Here is a 16,723-nt window from a genome sequence, read left to right as displayed (position 1 = left end):
GTCCAGGCGCCGTCGGCGTCGATGGAGAAGTCGCCATAGGTGCCGGCCGCGTTGGTCTGCGCCACCACATGCGCTTCACCGGTGTCGGGGTCGGTGATCGTCAGCTGGCCGCTGGCGTTCAGCGCCGCTGCCGTGTTGCCCTCGGTCACGGACTTCGAGTCCGAGCTCACCGTCGCCGCGTCGTTGGTGCCGGTGATGGTGACGGTTACGACCTGCGTTGCCGCCGAGCCATGGCCGTCGTTGACCGTTACGGTGTAGTGCTCGACCACGCTCTGGCCGTCGGCCAGGTACTGGGCGGCGGCGTTGTTGAGGGCGTAGTGCCATTGCACCGAGCCGTTGGCGGCGTTCGCGGCTTCACTGACAGGGTCAAGCGAGAAGGTGCCGAGCGCAGTCTCACCGGCGGTCGGCGTGAACGACGCAGTGTGGCCATCGCTGAGGTCGACGTCGTTGAAGGTGATCGTGCCGGCAGCGTTGAGCGAGTCAGTCGCCGAAGGTGTCGTGTTGGCATCTTCGACGACCGCACCGTTCTGTGCGCCGCTGGTGATCGAGACAATGTCATTCGTTCCAGTGATGGTGATGGTCAGCTGCGCCGTATCCGTCAACCCATCCGGGTCACGGACGGTGTATGTAAACACCTCAGTGACTGTGACGCCCTCCGCCAGCGCGTTGGTGTCCACATCACCGTTGTTGAGCGTGTAGGTGTAGGTTCCATTCGCGTTCAGAACCAGCGAGCCATAGGTGCCCACCAACGGAGATCCGACGGTGCCCGCATTTCCAGATCCGGATTCTGCGCCCGTTCGGACCGCCGACACGACGAGAGACGCCTGGCCATCGTCTGCATCCGTATCGTTGGACAGCACGTTGCCCGCGGCTGTGGGATCGCCCGCTACAGGTGTATTTCCCGGGCCGACACCGGCCTCGCGCACCGGATCCGCGGCGTTGGTGTCGTCAATTCCGACAGGTGAGCCTGGGTCACGGGCGACGAAAACCTGCTCAATCGCGGAGACTTTCAAATTGATGCTGGTGAAGGTGAATTCTGCCTGCCCCGCCTGGCCGGTATTGGTGTTTGAATTTGCGGTGATAAAAGCGCGAAACTGAGCGATCTCGCTGTTAAGCGTCGCCATAAACGAGGAGTTGTTGAGCTGGTCATTGCTCAGGTAGATGAAAAGCGTATCGATCTCGGCGGTGCCTTTGGCGGCGCTTCCGTTGCCGCCATCATAGACATCGTAGCCGGAAAAGGTGGTTTGCCCGGTCGTTGTGCCCGTGCCGTAAACCTGGCCGCCAATCTTGTACTGATTTTCCCACGCTCGATAAATGAGCTTATCCGCGCCGGAGCCGCCAAGCACTGTATCGAAACCGCTGCCTCCGTCGAGCGTGTCGGCGCCAGACCCGCCATTCAGACGGTCGCTTCCGGCGCCCCCGGACAGAATGTCATCTCCGCTGCCGCCAACCAGATTGTCGTTGCTGCTCGTGCCAACGGTTGTGGCCATCTTTCATCCCCCTGGCAGACGCGCTCCGCGCCTGCTCGTTGGCCGTCGGAGACGGCTGACTACCCCATGCCGAATGGATCGGCGCCCAGTCTTACGGGGAGAGGATCAGAATGTGCCATGCAACCAGGCGCAACCCGACGGTCCGGCCCGTGAACGGCCAGCCCAAAAGGCGATTCACAGACAGGTGGTGGCTCGATGGTGATGGCTACGACGGCGATGATCGCCGCGTTGCTTTTCCCCTACCCCAGTAGCGCCGTACTCGTTGTTGCCGGTCGGGAGGTAATTCGCGCTACCCTATATATTAGGATATTATTAACTCTACCGCAGCGCGCGTCAATGTCGAATTCGAAGAAGAGTTAATGACAAAATGCGTACTTGTACGCACAGGGTGGATAAAACTGCATCGCACGGGCAAATAGAAATTCGTCTTCCACGTAGCGGATCAGGCCTGTCCCACCGCTCACACCGCCTTGCCGAGCTTGCCGTCGCGCTCGGCGACCGCCTTCTCGACGGCGCGCTTCAGCTCGTCCTTGATCTCGACGGTGTCGGCCATCAGCGTCTCGATCTTCAGGAAATCGAGCACGCGGTATTTCGAGACGGCCGGGCGGATAAGAATATCCGGCGGGTGCTGCCGCAGCTTGTTGGCGATGATCGACTGCATCATCAGCTGCGTGGCGCCATACATGAGGTCGACCGTGGTCGGATGCTTGCGTTCGACGTCGCTCGGCGCCCCGACCACGTCGATGGCGATGATGATGTCGGCATCCTTCTCGACCAGGTCGAACGGCACCGGGTTGTAGATGCCGCCATCGATCAGCAATCGGTCGTCGCGCATCACCGGGCGGAACACCGCCGGAATGGCGGCCGAGGCCGCCAGCGCCGATTGCAAATCGCCCTGCGAGAACACCGCGAGCTTGTGGCCGAAATAGTCGGTCGCCGTCACCTTGAGCGGAATCTTCAGCTCTTCGAAGGTCGCCGGAATGGCGTCAGGCAGGAAGGCCTTCAGGATGCGCTCGATATTGAACTGGCCGACGCGGATGCCGCCCTGCATGGCCTCGGCGATCGTGCCCGGCCGCGAGCGCCACATGCGCGCGGCCACCTCGGCGCGGCTGCCGAGGATCAAGCGGCTGTACTCGTGGATCTCCGCCCCTCGCATGCCGGCGGCCATGCCGGCGCCCATGATGGCGCCGATCGAGGAGCCGGCGATCGCCACCGGTTTGATCCCTAGCTCGTCCAACGCCTCGATGGCGTGAATGTGCGCCAGCCCGCGCGCGCCGCCGCCGCCGAAGGCAACCGCGAAGGTCGGGCTCATCCCTTGCGGGCTCCCGCCACCTGCACCAGCGGCGGTCCGATCACCATTATCGCCGGGTCGGCCGACAGAAGCTTCCTTGCCGCCGCCTTGACGTCTGCAAGCGTCACCGCATTGATCAGCGCGGCGCGGCGCCTGATGTAGTCGATGCCGAGATCGTCGAGCTGCAGCTCGACCAGCGTCGCGGCAATGGAACTGGAGGAGTCGAGATTGTTGATGGCGTAGGCGCCGATCATGTATTTCTTGGTCGCCGCGAGCTCCTCCTCGGTCGGGCCGTTCTCGGCCATCTCCTTCACCACCTGACGCACAATGGCGAGCGTCTCGGCGGCGCGGTCGGAACGCGTCGCCGTCGTGACCAGCAGCGCGTTGGAATGCTCGTGATCGACGAGATCGGAGCTGACGCTATAGGCAAGGCCGCGCTTCTCGCGCACCTCCTCGTAAAGCCGCGACGTGAAAGTCGAGCCGCCGAGGATCTCGTTCATCAGCACGGCGGCGTAAAAATCGGGATCGCTCCGTTTGACGCCGGGCCAGGCAAGCTGCAGCGAGGTCTGCGGCAGATCGTAGTTCACTTCCAGTTGCTGGCCGAGCTTCAGCGACACGTCCGCCACCTGGGCCAGCGTCTGCGTCTGCGGCAGGTCGCCGAACACCTCGTCCAGCTTGCCGGAGAGCGTGGCGGCGTCGATGTCGCCCACCACCGCCACATGCAGGCCGGCGCGCGCGAAACTCGCTTTGCGAAAGGTCTTGAGGTCGGCGGCCGTTATGGTGGCCAGGCTCTCCTTCGTCCCCTCATCCGGCCGCGCATAGGGATGCTTGCCATAGATCGCGCGCAGCCAGCGCTGCTGGGCGATCGTGTTGGGGTCGCGCTCATTGGCGAGAATGCCCGAAAGCATCTGGGCGCGGATGCGGTCGATCGGCGCCTGGTCGAAGCGCGGGCTGTTCACCGCCAGCTTCAGCAGGCCGAACGCCTCGTCCTTTTGATCGGACAGCATGCGCATCGAGCCATAAAGGCCGTCGCGTGCAGCCTGAAAACTCATCTCGGCGCCGGCGTCGTCCAGCTTCGACTGGAAGGCCTCGCTGTCGAGGTCGCCGGCGCCCTCGTCGAACAGGCCGCTCATCAGATTGACCAGACCTTCCTTGCCGGCAGGGTCCTGCGCGGTGCCGCCGTCGAAGACGAAGCGGATGGCAACCAGCGGGATCGAATGGTCTTCCACCAGCCAGGCGGTGATGCCTTTCTTCGACTTCACCTCCTGGATGTTCATCTCCGCGTGGGCGGCCAGCGCCGGCAAGAGCAGGAAGAATAGGGCAAAGCAGAGGGTTGCGACGATACGGTAGACCCCACCTTCTCCCTTTGTGGGAGAAGGTGGATCGGCGCACAGCGCCGAGACGGAGGAGCATATCGCCCAGCTGGGGCGCCCCTCATCCGGCCGCTTCGCGTCCACCGCCCGGGGGCGAGCCACGGGTCTCGCCCCGTCCTTCGGACCCCACAAGGGGAGAAGGGAAGAAGCGCCCATTCGTCCGCGTTCCATGCTCATCATCAATTCCCCGCCTGTTGTTGCGGCAGGAGATAGCCGGTCGTCGAGCGGTCGAGCACCAGGTAGCGGGCGGCCGCGGCCTTGACCTCTGCGGCAGTGACCTTGCGGATGCGGTCGGGCCATTCCTCGACATCCTTCACGTTGCCGCCGGTGGCGAGCGTCGAGCCGTACATATTGGCCATGTCGTCCTGCTTGTCGCGAGCAAAGACCATCGAACGGACATAGCGGGTCTTGGCCCGCTCCAGCTCGTCACCGGTCACGCCGTCCTTGGCAATGCGCGCGACCTCGGCATCGACCGCCGCTTCGACATCGGAAAGCTTGGCGTCGCCGCGCGGCGAGCCATAGACGGTGAAGTTGGTGGCGTCGAGCATGGTGCCCTGAAAGAACGCGCCGGTCCCGGAGGCGATGCCCTGCTTCACCACCAGCTGCTGGTAGAGGCGGCTGCGGTTGTCGCCGCCCAGGATTTCGGCCAGGAGATCGAGCGCCTCCGCCTCGCCGGGCTTGGCGGTGTGATAGGACGGCACCACCCATTGCGTGGAAAAGCTCGGCACCGAGACGCGCGCATCGGTCAGCGTCACGGTGCGCTTGGTGTTCTGCTCCGGCTCGACCGGGCGGATGCGCGGCCGCAGGTCCGGCCCGCGCGCCACCTTTCCGTAAGTCCTTTCGGCCATTGCCTTCACCGCGTCCGGATCGACGTCGCCGGCGACGATCACCACGGCGTTGTTCGGCCGGTAGAAGGTGTCGTAGAACGCCTTGGCATCCTCGCGGTTCAATTGCTCCATCTCCTGCATCCAGCCGATCACCGGAATGCGGTAGGGCTGGTTCTGCCAGAGCGTCGCGTCGACCTCCTCGTCCAGCACTGCCTGCGGATCGTTGTCGATGCGCGAGCGGCGCTCTTCCAGGATAACGTCGCGCTCGGTCTTGATGACATCGTCGGTGAGGACGAGGTTGCGCATGCGGTCGGCCTCGAACCCCATCATCTCCTCGAGCGCCGAAGGCGGCACCGTCTCATGGAAGGCGGTGTAGTCGTAGGAGGTGAAGGCGTTGTTCGAGCCGCCGATGTCGGCCACGGCGCGGTCGAACTCGCCGGCTGCGTGGTTGCTCGTAGCCTTGAACATCAGATGCTCAAAGAAATGCGCGATGCCGGATTTGCCGGGCGGCTCGTCGGCGCTGCCGATCTTGTACCATACCATATGAGTGACGATCGGGGCGCGATGGTCCGGAATGACGACGACTTCCAGGCCGTTCTCGAGCAGGAAATCCTTGACCGCGGCTTCGTCGGCGGCGCGTGCCGGAGCCTGCGCCGCGAACGCCAGCGCGCCGGCAAGGAATGCTGCGCGCAGGCCTCTGGTGTTCAATGTCATCAAATGCTCCGGTTTCGGTCGCGCGACGATAGAAAAGGTTCCATGGCGAGGCAAAGTGATTTGTTCGTCATTTTCGAGGCGCGTGCGTCATTTCCTTTTCCCTTGCGGGAGAAGGGACGTGCCCCTCACCCCACCTCGACAAACCGGATCACCGTGTCGCCATAGCCGCGCTCGTCCACCACGGAAAAACCGGCGCCCGGTTCGAACGGCGCGGACGCCGCCTCCTCGACCACGCAGAGCGCGCCGGGCAGGAGCCAGCCGCCGGCCTTTGCCGAGCGCAGCGCGCGCTCGCCGAGGCCCTTGCCATAGGGCGGGTCGGCAAAGACCAGGCCGAAGGGCGACAGCGTGCCGGCTTCGCCCAAATGGGTCGCGTCGCGGCGGAAGATTTTGGTCCGCCCGGTGAGCCCGAAGGCCTCGACATTGTCGCGGATCAGCCCGCGCCCTTCCGCCGATTCCTCGATGAAGACGCAATAGGGGGCGCCGCGCGACAGCGCCTCCAGCCCGAGCGCGCCGGTGCCGGCGAAGAGATCGAGCACACGGCCGCCTTCGAGCTTTTCGGCATAGCGATGCGCAAGCACGTTGAACACCGCCTCGCGGGTGCGATCGGTGGTCGGACGGATGGCATTGGAACGCGGCGTCGCCAGCGGACGCCCGCGAAACTCACCGCCGACGATCCGCATTGCCACCCCTCGGCCCCTTCGGACCGCGCGGCCTGTCGCCGCCGCTTCCCTCCGGCCGATCGTCTCTTGGCTTGCCGAACGGCGTGCCCTTGCCGCCCGGCCTGAACGACGCCTTCCGCGCCTTCGCTTCCGCGGCCTTCGCGGCGTCGGCCTCCGCCCTGCCCTTGCCGATGGGACGCGCGCCCGGCGCCATCCAGACATTGGCCTTGCGCTGGCCGGGCGGTTCGATCGGCCGCGGTTCGCCTTTCTTGCCGCCGGCCTTGCCGCCGAAGCCGCGCTCGGACTTACCGAAGCCGCGCTCGGATTTGTCGAAGCCAGACTTGTCGAAGCGAGACTGGGGACCGCGTTCGCCGAAGGCTCGCTCGGGCTTCGTCGAAAGCTTGCTCAGCGCCTCGTCGCGGCTGCCCTCACGGCGCTTGCGGGCCTTGATCAGCCCGCCCTCGCCGATCGGCCGGCGGTCGCCCTCGCGCGTGAATTTCGGCCGCTCGTCCTCATCGCGGCGCGGCTCGCTGCGTCGCACCGGCTTGTTGGAGAACGGTTTTTGGATCTCGGCGTCGAAATTGGCGCCGGACTCTTCAACCAGCCGCTCGCCGAGCTGCTCGCGCAGCGTGCGGCCCTTGATTTCCAGCACGTGGCCCTCGGGCAGCTCGTTGAGCTGGAACGGCCCGTAGGAGATGCGGATCAGCCGCGTCACCTCCAGCCCCAACGCGCCGAGGATGTTCTTGACCTCGCGGTTCTTGCCTTCGCGCAGGCCGATCGTCAGCCAGGCATTGCTGCCCTGCTCGCGGTCGAGCGAGGCCTCGACCGAGCCGTAGAACACGCCGTCGACGGCAATGCCGTCGCGCAAGGCGGTGAGCTTGCCCTCCTCGACCTTGCCGTGGACGCGCACGCGATAGCGCCGCAGCCAGCCGGTGGCCGGCAGTTCGAGCACCCGCGACAGCCCGCCGTCATTGGTCAGCAGCAGCAGCCCTTCGGTGTTGATGTCGAGGCGGCCGACGGTCATCAGCCGCGGCAGATCGGCCGGCAGCACGTCGAAGACGGTCTTGCGGCCTTCCGGATCGCGGTTGGTGGTGACCACGCCTGCCGGCTTGTGGAACAGGAACAGCCTTGTGCGCTCGATCGGCGGGATCTCCGTGCCGTCGAGATGGATGACGTCGTCGGGCATGACGTTGAAGGCCGGCGACGACAGCACCTTGCCGTTGACCTTGACGCGGCCGGCGGCGATCAGTTCCTCGGCGTCGCGGCGCGAGGCGATGCCGGCGCGCGCCAGCCGCTTGGCGATGCGCTCGCCGGCCTCCGGCGCTGCTTCCGAGGGCCGCGGGCGCGGCTTGAAGCCGCCTTCCGGCTTTCTCGCGGCGCTGTCGCGCGGCGCTCGATCGGCGAAATCCCGCTTCGGGCGCTGCGCGAACTCGCCGCCGTCTTCGCGCTGCGGCCGGTCGGCGAAGTCGCGCCTGGGCCGATCGCCGAAGTCGCGCTTGGGGCGGTCGAAGCGCCGTTCGGCGCGTTCGCCTTCGGCGGCCATCGGCCGGTCGCCGCGCGGCGTGTAGGGCTTGCGCCCTTCGCGCTTGTCGAAGGGTTTGCCGTCGCGCGGCGGACCTTTGCGGAGCGGTCGTTCGCCACGCTCTCCACCTTCGCCCCCGTCACGAGGCTTGTAGCTGCGTTTGAAATCGCGGCGCTCGCCTTCCGCGGCCGCTGGCCGATTGCCACGTGGCGTATAGGGCTTGCGGGCGCCATCGCGTTTTTCGAACGGCTTTCCCTCGGGGCGCGGTCCTTTGCGGAACGGTCGTTCTCCGCGTTCCGCGCCCTCGACGGCGCGCGGCTTGTAGCTGCGCTTGAAATCGCGCGCGGGGCGCTCGCCATCGGCGGCCATCGGCCTGTCGTCACGCTGCGTGTAAGGCTTGCGCGCGCCATCGCGCTTCTCGAAGGGCTTGCCCTGCGAACGCGCTCCCTGGCGGAACGGCTTGTCGCCGCGCGGCGTCGGTTTCGATCCGCCTTTGCCCGGCCCTTTGCGTGATGATTTCTTGTCGTCGTCCATATGGATCTTGCTCTTCTTGGACTGCCGCGGCGTACGCGCCCGGTCGGACGCGTTATGCAGGCAGTGTCATCTTGATTTGCGCATGCAGCAGCGCGGCAAAAACCGATTCCGGTTTTCAGGGTCACGCGCTAGATAACAGGATCACCGTCGGGTGGCGAGGAGTAATCGGAATGCAAAGCGCGTGAAGCGGCCGGATTTCATGGCTTTGGCGCTCAAGGAAGCCGAAGCGGCCGCAAGCCGGGGCGAAGTGCCGGTCGGCGCGGTGATCGCCAACGGCAACATTGTCGTGGCCAAGGCCGGCAACCGCACGCGCGAGCTGGCCGATCCGACTGCGCATGCCGAAATGCTGGCGATCCGCGAAGCCTGCCGGCAACTCGCCAGCGAGCGGCTTACCGGTCACGATCTCTATGTGACGCTCGAGCCCTGCGCCATGTGCGCCGGCGCCATTTCGTTCGCGAGACTCCGCCGGCTCTATTTCGGCGCGGCCGACGAGAAGGGCGGTGCGGTGGTCAACGGCGTGCGCTTCTTCGCCGCGCCCACCTGCCACCACGCACCGGACGTCTATTCCGGCTTGGGCGAAAGCGAAGCGGCCCTCATCCTGAAGGAGTTCTTTCGCGAGAGGCGGAATGGCAGTGAATGGTGAATGGTTGACGCAAGCAGTGAGTAGCAAAGAAGCAGGTCGTGAGTAGTGAGCAACAGAGACCTATTCCGCAATTCGCTATTCGCTACTTACAGCCCCAGCCAGTCAAACCAGCCGCCGCCCTTCTTGCCTTCCGCCTGCGCCTTGAGCCGGCGCTCCTTCTTGTACTCGTCCTCGCCGAGCTCGTTTTGCGGCGCGGTGTCGGCGGCCTGACGATAGGCAAGCGGCGGCTCGCTCAAATACTTGCGGACATTGGGATTGCCCTGCTTCTGCTCCGCGAGGCGGCGCTGGATCTCGGCGGTTCGGGTCGCGCTGGAATCGTCCGGCGACCAGCGCGGCGGATGGCTGGATGCAGAATCGGCCAAAGCCTTCTTCACCGCCACCGGGTCGGTCTGAACGTCCTCGACCGCTTCCGGCTGGTAGTTCGGGTCGTTCTGGTGGGCGGTCGCGTCGGCGCGAATGCGGGCGCGGCGCGCCTCGGGCGATTCGGGCCAGTCGGCGCTCGCCGTCTGGATGCTTTCCTGCGGTGGCGGCAGAGTTTCCTTCTGTCCCGGCGCAGGCTTCACCAGGTCCGGGCGCGGCTTATAGTCGATAGGATCGCGGCGCTTCGGCGTGATCGCGATGGCGCCCGAAACGTCGTCGGCGAGTTGCTCGGCGGCGGTCTTGTCGGTTCCGTAGGTCGGAGAGCCGACGCAGCCCGACATGGCTATGGCCGATGCCACAAGCGGCGCCAGCAGCGCGGCGCGCGCAAACGTTCTTTCGGTCATGCCAAAAAGTTCCACTTTAAAGCCTTTCGGTCGCCACCGGCCACAGGGGCGCGGTCCCCTTCTTCCCCGCGTTTGCGATGGAAATCCGGCGACAATTTGTCTGCCGGAGTGTCGCGTGTTTACCTCAACCACTTGTCAAGGGCAACGCGCGGGCGAATTTGCGCCGCCCGGCGTGGCACTTTTGCACTTATTTCATGGGTGCATATCGTTAGCCCAAAACCGCTGCGCACTCTTGGGCGACATGCACCTACAAACGACCGAGTGCCCTCAGTTCACGCAGCACGGCAGCATCGCGGGCCGAGACATCGCGAAATCCCGGATCCTGCCCGACATCGGCCGTGTAGCGCCAGGAGCGCGCGCATTTGACCAGACCGCGATCCTCGGCCTTCTCGACGACGACCGCGACGCCCTTGACGTCATCCAGCGTGAAAGCGCCTTGCGGCGCCTTGCCATGCCTGATGACCAGATCGCTGGTGATCGCCATCTCGGCCATGTCGACATCGGCGATGGCTGCTTCCAGCGCCGCATCGTCGATGGTGACCACCGGCACGGCTTCCAGCGAGGAGCCGATCAGTTTATCGGCGCGCGCGATCTCGAGCGCGCCGGTGACGACGCGGCGCACCTGCCGGACCTTGCGCCATTTCTCGGCCAGCGCCTCGTTCTTCCAGTTATCCGGAATGGCCGGGAACTGGTCGAGATGCACCGAGGCGACTTCGGGGTGACGGTCGAGCCAGGCCTCTTCCATCGTGAAAGGCAGCATCGGTGCCAGCCACTTCACCAGGCATTCGAACAGATGGCGCACGACCTGCACTGCCGCCTTGCGGCGCAAGCTGGACGGCGCGTCGCAGTAGAGCGCGTCCTTGCGGATGTCGAAATAGAAGGCCGAAAGCTCCACCACCATGAAGTCGAGCAGCGCGCGGGTGATGCGCTTGAACTCGAAGGCGTCGTAGCCCTGGCGCACCGCCTCGTCGAGCTCGGCCAAGCGATGCAGCATCAGCCGCTCCAGCTCCGGCATCTTGTCCAGCGGCACGTCCTCGCCATCGTCATGGGCGAGCGTGCCAAGCATCCAGCGAATGGTGTTCCTCAGCTTGCGGTAGGCGTCGATATTGGTCTGCAGCACGTTCTTGCCGAGCCGCTGGTCTTCCCAATAGTCGGTTGTCACCACCCAGAGCCGCAGGATATCGGCGCCGGACTGCTTGATGACGTCCTGCGGCACGACCGTGTTGCCGAGCGACTTCGACATCTTGCGGCCTTCCTCGTCCATGGTGAAGCCATGGGTGATGACCGTCTCGTAAGGCGCCCTGCCCCTCGTCCCGCAGCTTTCGAGCAGCGAGGAATGGAACCAGCCGCGATGCTGGTCGGAGCCTTCGAGATAGACGTCGGCCGGCCATTTGAGGTCGGGCCGATCCTCAAGCGTGAAGACATGCGTCGAGCCGGAATCGAACCAGACGTCGAGGATGTCCGTCACCTGATGCCAGTTCGAGGCGTCGTGGTTGCCGAGGAAGCGCTCCTTGGCGCCCGGCGCGAACCATGCGTCGGCGCCCTCCTGCTCGAAGGCGTCCATGATGCGCTGGTTGACCGCCTCGTCCTTCAGCACATTGCCGTCGGCATCGGCGAAGACGGCGATCGGCACGCCCCAGGCACGCTGGCGCGACAGAACCCAGTCGGGGCGCTCCTCGATCATGGCGCGGATGCGGTTCTGGCCGGCCGCCGGCACGAAGCGCGTGTCGTCGATCGCCTGCAGCGCGCGGCTGCGCAGCGTCGTGCCGTCGCCGAGGTCCTTGTCCATATAGACGAACCATTGCGGCGTGTTGCGGAAGATGACGGGCTTCTTCGAGCGCCAGGAATGCGGATAGCTGTGCTTCAGCCGGCCGCGCGCGAACAGCGCGGTGCGCTTGATCAGCTCCTCGATCACCGCCTGGTTCGCGTTGCCCTTCTTGCCGTTGTCGTCGATGACGCGCGCGGGGCCGCCCTCGCGGTCCGGGCCGAAGCCCGGCGCATCCTTGGTGAAGAAGCCGGCATCGTCGACCGGGAACGGGATCGAGGTGTCGACGCCGCGCTTGATGAGTTCGGCCACCGCATCCATCCAGGCATCGAAGTCCTCGCGGCCGTGGCTGGGCGCGGTGTGCACGAAGCCGGTGCCGGCATCGTCGGTGACGTGCTCGCCGGCGATCATCGGCACGGGGAACTCGTAGCCGCCGCCCAGTCCTCTGAAAGGATGCGAAAGCGTAAGACTTGCAAGCTGTTCAGGGGAGACGTTGTGAAGCCGGTTCAAGGTGACCTTGGCTTTGGAAGCGGCGTCCTCCGCCAGCGCGTCGGCGAAGATCAGCTTCTCGCCGGGCTGCGGCCCGAAGCTGTTCTCGGCCGCGGTCACTTCGTAGAGGCCATAGGCGACGCGCGGCGAAAAGCTGACAGCGCGATTGCCGGGCAGCGTCCAGGGCGTCGTTGTCCAGATGACGACATGCGCCTCCAGCAGGTCGAGTGCCGCCCCATTCAGCGCCGGCGCGGCATCGGCGGCGTCGACCGGCCGGGCAAGGCTCGCCACCGGGAACTTCGCCCAGATCGTGTCGCTCTCATAGTCCTGGTATTCGACCTCGGCCTCGGCGAGCGCGGTGCGCTCGACCACGCTCCACATCACCGGCTTCGAGCCGCGATAGAGCTGGCCGGACATGGCGAATTTCAAAAGCTCGCCGGCGATCCGCGCCTCGGCGTGATAGGCCATGGTCGTATAGGGATTGTCGAAATCGCCGATGACGCCGAGCCGCTGGAACTCGTCGCCCTGCACCTTGATCCAGTGGGCGGCGAAGTCGCGGCATTCCCTTCGGAACTCGTTGACCGGCACCTCGTCCTTGTTCTTGCCCTTGGCCCGGTACTGTTCCTCGATCTTCCACTCGATCGGCAGGCCGTGGCAGTCCCAGCCCGGCACGTAATTGGCGTCGTAGCCGCGCATCTGGAAGGAGCGGTTGATGACGTCCTTAAGGATCTTGTTGAGGGCGTGGCCGATATGGATGTTGCCATTGGCGTAGGGCGGGCCGTCATGCAGCACGAATTTCTCTCGACCGGCGGCTTCATCGCGCAGCTTGCGGTAAAGCTCCATGTCCTGCCAGCGCCTGACCAGGCCGGGCTCCTTCTCGGGCAGGCCGGCGCGCATCGGGAAATTGGTCTGCGGCAGGTAAAGCGTTTTGGAATAGTCGATGGTTTCAGCAGTATCGGTCACGGGGGTGTCGGTCATTGGTCTGCCATGTGCATTGCCCGTTGGCAAAATAGCTCGGGCGTTGAACTATCATGATCTGGAAAAAGCGCGAGGGGGCCGCGCGCAAAAGTCCCGGCGGCTCCGGCGGCGCTCAGGCCACCCGGAACACCGGGCCCGTAATTCGTATCGCGATCGCAAAAAGGCGCGAAAAGCTCGTCATGGCGTGGCTTTTAGCGGATGCCGCGGCAGGAATAAAGCGCGGATTTCAAGCCAAAGCGCCGGTATTTTGACTTACATCGAGAAATTGAAACGGTAGGTGGTCGACACGCCAACGGTCCACTGATCGCGGTCGCCGCGCTCCTTGACCAGACTGGAATCGGCCGCCGGCCCCATCAGGCGGGAATATTCGGTGAAGACGCTGGCCGTCATCGGCTCGGTCACTTTCCAGGTGATCGCGCCGCCGAGCCCGGTCGACTTCAGCCCGCCGCCCGGATGGTATTCGCTGAGGCCCGAGGCCGCAGCTTCCGTGGCGTTGACGCCGTAATAGGCGTCGAAATAGCCGGCCGAGGCGAAGGAGACACGGGGGCCGCCGGAAATGCGGACGGTCGGGGTGACGTCGTAGAAGGCGTCCGCCGCGATGTCGGCGACGAAGCCGTTATGGGCGCGGATGCCGTGTCTGAGCTCCGCCCGGGCCCGCACCCAATCCAGCGGATAGAATTCGAAGAAGCCGCCGACCTCGCCGCCCCAGCGCACCGGATCAAGGCCTTGCAATTCGTCCTTGCTGGAACGCGAGAACAGGAACTTGCCGGTCAAGCCGGCGCGCACGCTGCCGTCGTCGATCAGCGCCAGCGAGATGTTGTCGTTGCGCGAGGTGAAACGCGCCTCCGGCCCTGCCTTGCCGAGCGAGATGATGGGCTGGGCGCTCAGCATATATTTCTTGCCGCCCTCGAAATTCGGGGCAACGAGACCGGTGGCGCCGAGCGTCAGGTACCAGTCGCCGGAAATCCAGCTCCCCTCGCCGGCCTGGGCAGAGGTGACGGCCATCAGGCCAGAGGCGAGAACCAGCGGAATCGTCCCGACAATACGCATCGTCAACCCTTACGCGAAACAGGCCGGCAGGAACACCGGGCAGCGCAGAAGGCATGGCGTCAGTGCGGTAAATTTTGACTTAAGATCCGTAACAGAGACGGCGCGGACCGCCAGCATGGAGATCGGCCGCCCGGCTCAGCTGCCGCGCGGCGCGTGCGACATGTCCAGCAGCTTGGCCACGGCCTTCGAGCCCTTCCCCGCGACGCGTGCCGATCCGTCGTCACCCACCTCAACGGTGGCGCCGCTGGAGAAGCTAAGCGACCAACCATCACCTTTGGCGTTGCGGCGGCGGTCGGTGAGCTCGATGCCGGCAGCCGTGACCAGCGCGACGATCCGGTCGGCGTCCATGTTGGTCCTCCGAAAACGCGCCCTCAATTCAGGTCAAGCCCGCCGGTAAGATCGCCGAGCGGCGGCTCGCCATGCGCGGTTACGGCCTTGTCGCGAACCACGATGCCGTGCAGGACCGGCAATTCGAAACGCTCGGTGATGAAGCGCAGGATCGACGTCGTGTCATAAGGGGTATGATCGACATAGCCGCGCTTGGCGAAAGGCGAAATGATGATCGCGGGAATGCGCGTGCCCGGTCCCCAGCGGTCGCCCTTTGGCGGTGCGACGTGATCCCAGATGCCGCCGTTCTCATCATAGGTGACGACGACCAGCATGTGCGGCCATTGCGGGCTCTTTTCCAGATGAGCCACGACGTCGGCGATATGGCGGTCGCCGGCCTGGATGTCGGCATAGCCGGAGTGCTCGTTGAGATTGCCCTGCGGCTTATAGAAAGAGACCTGCGGCAGGGCGCCGTCGTCGATGGCCTGGATGAAGCTCGCGCCAGTCAACCCGGCGTCGCGCAGATGTTCGCGCCTGGCCTCGGTGCCCGGAGCGTAATTGGCGTAATAGTTGAACGGCTGATGATGATATTGGAAGTTCGGGATCGGTGTTTTGTTGCCGTGGTCGAGCGTGTACTGCCAGGCTCCGGAATACCACGCCCAGCTTATGTGCTTGAGGCTGAGCATGTCGCCGATGGTCGGTTCCGTCTGCGGCGGCAGCGTGGTGGGCTTGGTAGGATCCGCGAGCAGCCGATCGCCGCCGGGCGCCGGATCGTTGCCGCTCGGCTGATATGGCGGCTGCATGGTGTTCACCGCGTAGAAATCCGGCGTCAGGTTGCCGTCGGAGACGAATTTCGGGATCCCGTCGCGCGCCGATTTCGGCGAATTGTCGGCGATCTTCAGCGCTGTGCCGCTAGCGTCCGTCACCGCGATCGACGGCTTGGCCGGGCTCTTGTCGGCATTCGCGTAGTACGGCGCGCAGGCGCAGATCAGCCACTGGTGATTGAAGAAGGAGCCGCCGAAGCCGCCCATGAAGAAATGGTCAGCGAGCACGTATTTTTGCGCAATGGCCCACATATCGGTCTTGGAGGCGTCCCAGTTGCTCATCGGCATCGCGCCTGAATCGGCCCAGGCGACGAACATGTCGTTCTTGCCACCGTTGATCTGCATCTGGTTCTGGTAAAAGCGATGCCACAGATCATGCGTCACGACGCTGAGCGGCACGTTGAACCCTTTTGGGTCGTTCACCGTGAACGGTTCGTTCGGAAGGTGCTCGGTCATTGCCTGCGTCACCGGCGGCGTGACGCCCTTGGCGGTCAGCCCGTCCCAGACCGGCGGCAGCTCTGACAGGACCGAGCCGTCACGGTCGCGCTGCTGCAAGCTTTCCTTGCTCGCCTTGTCGATGCCCTCGGCACCCGGAAAATGGCCATAGAGATTATCGAAGGCGCGGTTCTCGGCGAAGATGACGACCACCGTCTCTATCTTGGCGATGCCGTCCGGCGGATCGCCGGGCTGCGCCGCGACGGCGGGAGGCGAAGCGACAGTGGACAGGGCGAGAGCCGAGGAAAACAGGGCGAGCCCATAGGATCGCTTCATCGCCGTACCTCCATTGCGCAAAGTCAAATGACACCAGCTTCGGTGCATCTTGGCAATAGCCACCGCGCTGGACGGGTGATCACATCGGGATTACCTTCCTTCAACCGCAGGATGCGCGGCGAACTCTGCAGGGAGACGAAGCCATGAGCTTGCAAGGCAATACCCTGGAAGACGCGATCGGACGCACGCGCGACAAATGGGGATGGTTCGTGGCGCTCGGCGTGCTGCTGCTGATTTTCGGCGGCATCGCCTTCGGCAATCTCTTCATCGCCACCGTCGCTTCGGTCTATGTCGTCGGCTGGCTGATGCTGATGGGGGGCGTCATCGAGATCATCCATGCTTTCGGCGTCAAGACCTGGGGGCGCTTCTTCTACTGGTTGCTCAGCGGCCTGCTCTATGCCGTCGCCGGCTTTTTCGCCTTCTACAACCCACTGCTCGCCTCGGCGGTGCTGACGTTTCTGCTCGCCGTCGCGCTCATTGCTTCCGGGCTGCTGAGGGCCTGGGTCGCCTGGAACCACCGGCCGCAGCAAGGCTGGGGATGGCTGCTGGCAGCCGCGATCATCACCATCCTGCTTGGCCTGATCATCGCCATGGGCTGGCCGGTCAACAGCCTGTGGGTGCTCGGCATGTTCCTGGCCGTCGACCTGGTCTTCCAAGGCTGGAGCTTCATTGCCACCGGGCTGGCGCTCAAACGGTAGGTTA

At 64.9% G+C, this 16,723-nt stretch carries 14 protein-coding genes; 3 read left to right on the top strand and 11 right to left on the bottom strand.

Going from position 1 to position 16,723, the window contains the following annotated elements; all coding sequences use genetic code 11:
- The 6 genes from P9228_RS25815 to P9228_RS25790 form a co-directional block, all read right to left on the bottom strand.
- A partial coding sequence (locus P9228_RS25815) for a VCBS domain-containing protein (protein ID WP_278056251.1) occupies nt 1–1,490 on the bottom strand: 1,490 nt, incomplete at its 3' end.
- 460 nt (nt 1,491–1,950) lie between these two features.
- Nucleotides 1,951–2,802, bottom strand: a complete 852-nt coding sequence (locus P9228_RS25810) for a patatin-like phospholipase family protein (protein WP_278056249.1) — start codon at nt 2,800–2,802, stop codon at nt 1,951–1,953.
- The gene (locus P9228_RS25805; protein ID WP_278056268.1) at nt 2,799–4,124 is read right to left on the bottom strand and encodes a pitrilysin family protein; all 1,326 of its coding nucleotides are present in this window, start codon (nt 4,122–4,124) and stop codon (nt 2,799–2,801) included. The genes P9228_RS25810 and P9228_RS25805 overlap by 4 nt, the downstream gene beginning before the upstream one ends.
- Before the next feature lie 209 nt (nt 4,125–4,333).
- Nucleotides 4,334–5,695 carry a pitrilysin family protein gene (locus P9228_RS25800; RefSeq protein WP_066996668.1) on the bottom strand — a complete coding sequence of 454 codons (1,362 nt, stop codon included), beginning with the start codon at nt 5,693–5,695 and terminating at the stop codon, nt 4,334–4,336.
- A gap of 125 nt (nt 5,696–5,820) precedes the next feature.
- Entirely contained in the window at nt 5,821–6,375 is a 555-nt protein-coding gene (rsmD, locus tag P9228_RS25795; RefSeq protein WP_067325125.1) for a 16S rRNA (guanine(966)-N(2))-methyltransferase RsmD, read from the bottom strand.
- Entirely contained in the window at nt 6,356–8,410 is a 2,055-nt protein-coding gene (locus P9228_RS25790) for a pseudouridine synthase (protein WP_278056246.1), read from the bottom strand. Before P9228_RS25790 ends, rsmD begins: the two co-directional genes overlap by 20 nt.
- Before the next feature lie 181 nt (nt 8,411–8,591).
- On the opposite strand from P9228_RS25790, the gene P9228_RS25785 reads away from it, so the two are divergent.
- The gene (locus P9228_RS25785; protein ID WP_278056244.1) at nt 8,592–9,053 is read left to right on the top strand and encodes a nucleoside deaminase; all 462 of its coding nucleotides are present in this window, start codon (nt 8,592–8,594) and stop codon (nt 9,051–9,053) included.
- A gap of 86 nt (nt 9,054–9,139) precedes the next feature.
- Here the strand turns inward: P9228_RS25785 and P9228_RS25780 are convergent, their stop codons facing one another.
- Nucleotides 9,140–9,817 (bottom strand): hypothetical protein, encoded by a 678-nt coding sequence (locus tag P9228_RS25780; protein WP_082953915.1) that lies wholly within the window; start codon nt 9,815–9,817, stop codon nt 9,140–9,142.
- Nucleotides 9,818–10,064: 247 nt separating this feature from the next.
- On the bottom strand, nt 10,065–13,049 hold the full coding sequence (gene ileS, locus P9228_RS25775; RefSeq protein WP_278056242.1) for an isoleucine--tRNA ligase: 2,985 nt from the start codon (nt 13,047–13,049) through the stop codon (nt 10,065–10,067).
- A gap of 53 nt (nt 13,050–13,102) precedes the next feature.
- Between ileS and P9228_RS25770 the strand changes: the two genes are divergently transcribed.
- Complete coding sequence (locus tag P9228_RS25770; protein ID WP_067325119.1) at nt 13,103–13,300, top strand: hypothetical protein; 198 nt, start codon at nt 13,103–13,105, stop codon at nt 13,298–13,300.
- 1 nt (nt 13,301) lies between these two features.
- On the opposite strand, the gene P9228_RS25765 is transcribed toward P9228_RS25770, so the two are convergent.
- The 3 genes from P9228_RS25765 to P9228_RS25755 form a co-directional block, all read right to left on the bottom strand.
- Nucleotides 13,302–14,099: a MipA/OmpV family protein gene (locus tag P9228_RS25765; protein ID WP_095778378.1), complete on the bottom strand. Its 798-nt coding sequence runs from the start codon at nt 14,097–14,099 to the stop codon at nt 13,302–13,304.
- A gap of 135 nt (nt 14,100–14,234) precedes the next feature.
- A complete protein-coding gene (locus P9228_RS25760; protein WP_066996644.1) occupies nt 14,235–14,447 on the bottom strand; it encodes a hypothetical protein in 213 nt (70 codons plus the stop codon).
- 23 nt (nt 14,448–14,470) lie between these two features.
- A complete protein-coding gene (locus P9228_RS25755; protein ID WP_278056238.1) occupies nt 14,471–16,021 on the bottom strand; it encodes an acid phosphatase in 1,551 nt (516 codons plus the stop codon).
- Between the two features lie 143 nt (nt 16,022–16,164).
- On the opposite strand from P9228_RS25755, the gene P9228_RS25750 reads away from it, so the two are divergent.
- Nucleotides 16,165–16,719: an HdeD family acid-resistance protein gene (locus P9228_RS25750; protein WP_095801162.1), complete on the top strand. Its 555-nt coding sequence runs from the start codon at nt 16,165–16,167 to the stop codon at nt 16,717–16,719.
- The last annotated feature ends 4 nt before the right edge of the window (nt 16,720–16,723 follow it).

The sequence above is a fragment of the Mesorhizobium sp. WSM4898 genome, assembly GCF_029625845.1.
GTDB lineage: Bacteria > Pseudomonadota > Alphaproteobacteria > Rhizobiales > Rhizobiaceae > Mesorhizobium.
The sequence above is the reverse complement of the archived record's forward strand: the minus strand, read 5'-3'. Positions and strand labels throughout refer to the sequence as shown.

Bases quoted from the DNA above. Each gene is read 5' to 3' on its own strand.
- P9228_RS25810 (WP_278056249.1), bottom strand. From the start codon at position 2,802: ATGAGCCCGACCTTCGCGGTTGCCTTCGGCGGCGGCGGCGCGCGCGGG.
- P9228_RS25800 (WP_066996668.1), bottom strand. From the start codon at position 5,695: ATGACATTGAACACCAGAGGCCTGCGCGCAGCATTCCTTGCCGGCGCG.
- rsmD (WP_067325125.1), bottom strand. From the start codon at position 6,375: ATGCGGATCGTCGGCGGTGAGTTTCGCGGGCGTCCGCTGGCGACGCCG.
- P9228_RS25790 (WP_278056246.1), bottom strand. From the start codon at position 8,410: ATGGACGACGACAAGAAATCATCACGCAAAGGGCCGGGCAAAGGCGGA.
- P9228_RS25780 (WP_082953915.1), bottom strand. From the start codon at position 9,817: ATGACCGAAAGAACGTTTGCGCGCGCCGCGCTGCTGGCGCCGCTTGTG.
- ileS (WP_278056242.1), bottom strand. From the start codon at position 13,049: ATGACCGACACCCCCGTGACCGATACTGCTGAAACCATCGACTATTCC.
- P9228_RS25770 (WP_067325119.1), top strand. From the start codon at position 13,103: ATGATCTGGAAAAAGCGCGAGGGGGCCGCGCGCAAAAGTCCCGGCGGC.
- P9228_RS25765 (WP_095778378.1), bottom strand. From the start codon at position 14,099: ATGCGTATTGTCGGGACGATTCCGCTGGTTCTCGCCTCTGGCCTGATG.
- P9228_RS25760 (WP_066996644.1), bottom strand. From the start codon at position 14,447: ATGGACGCCGACCGGATCGTCGCGCTGGTCACGGCTGCCGGCATCGAG.
- P9228_RS25755 (WP_278056238.1), bottom strand. From the start codon at position 16,021: ATGAAGCGATCCTATGGGCTCGCCCTGTTTTCCTCGGCTCTCGCCCTG.
- P9228_RS25750 (WP_095801162.1), top strand. From the start codon at position 16,165: ATGAGCTTGCAAGGCAATACCCTGGAAGACGCGATCGGACGCACGCGC.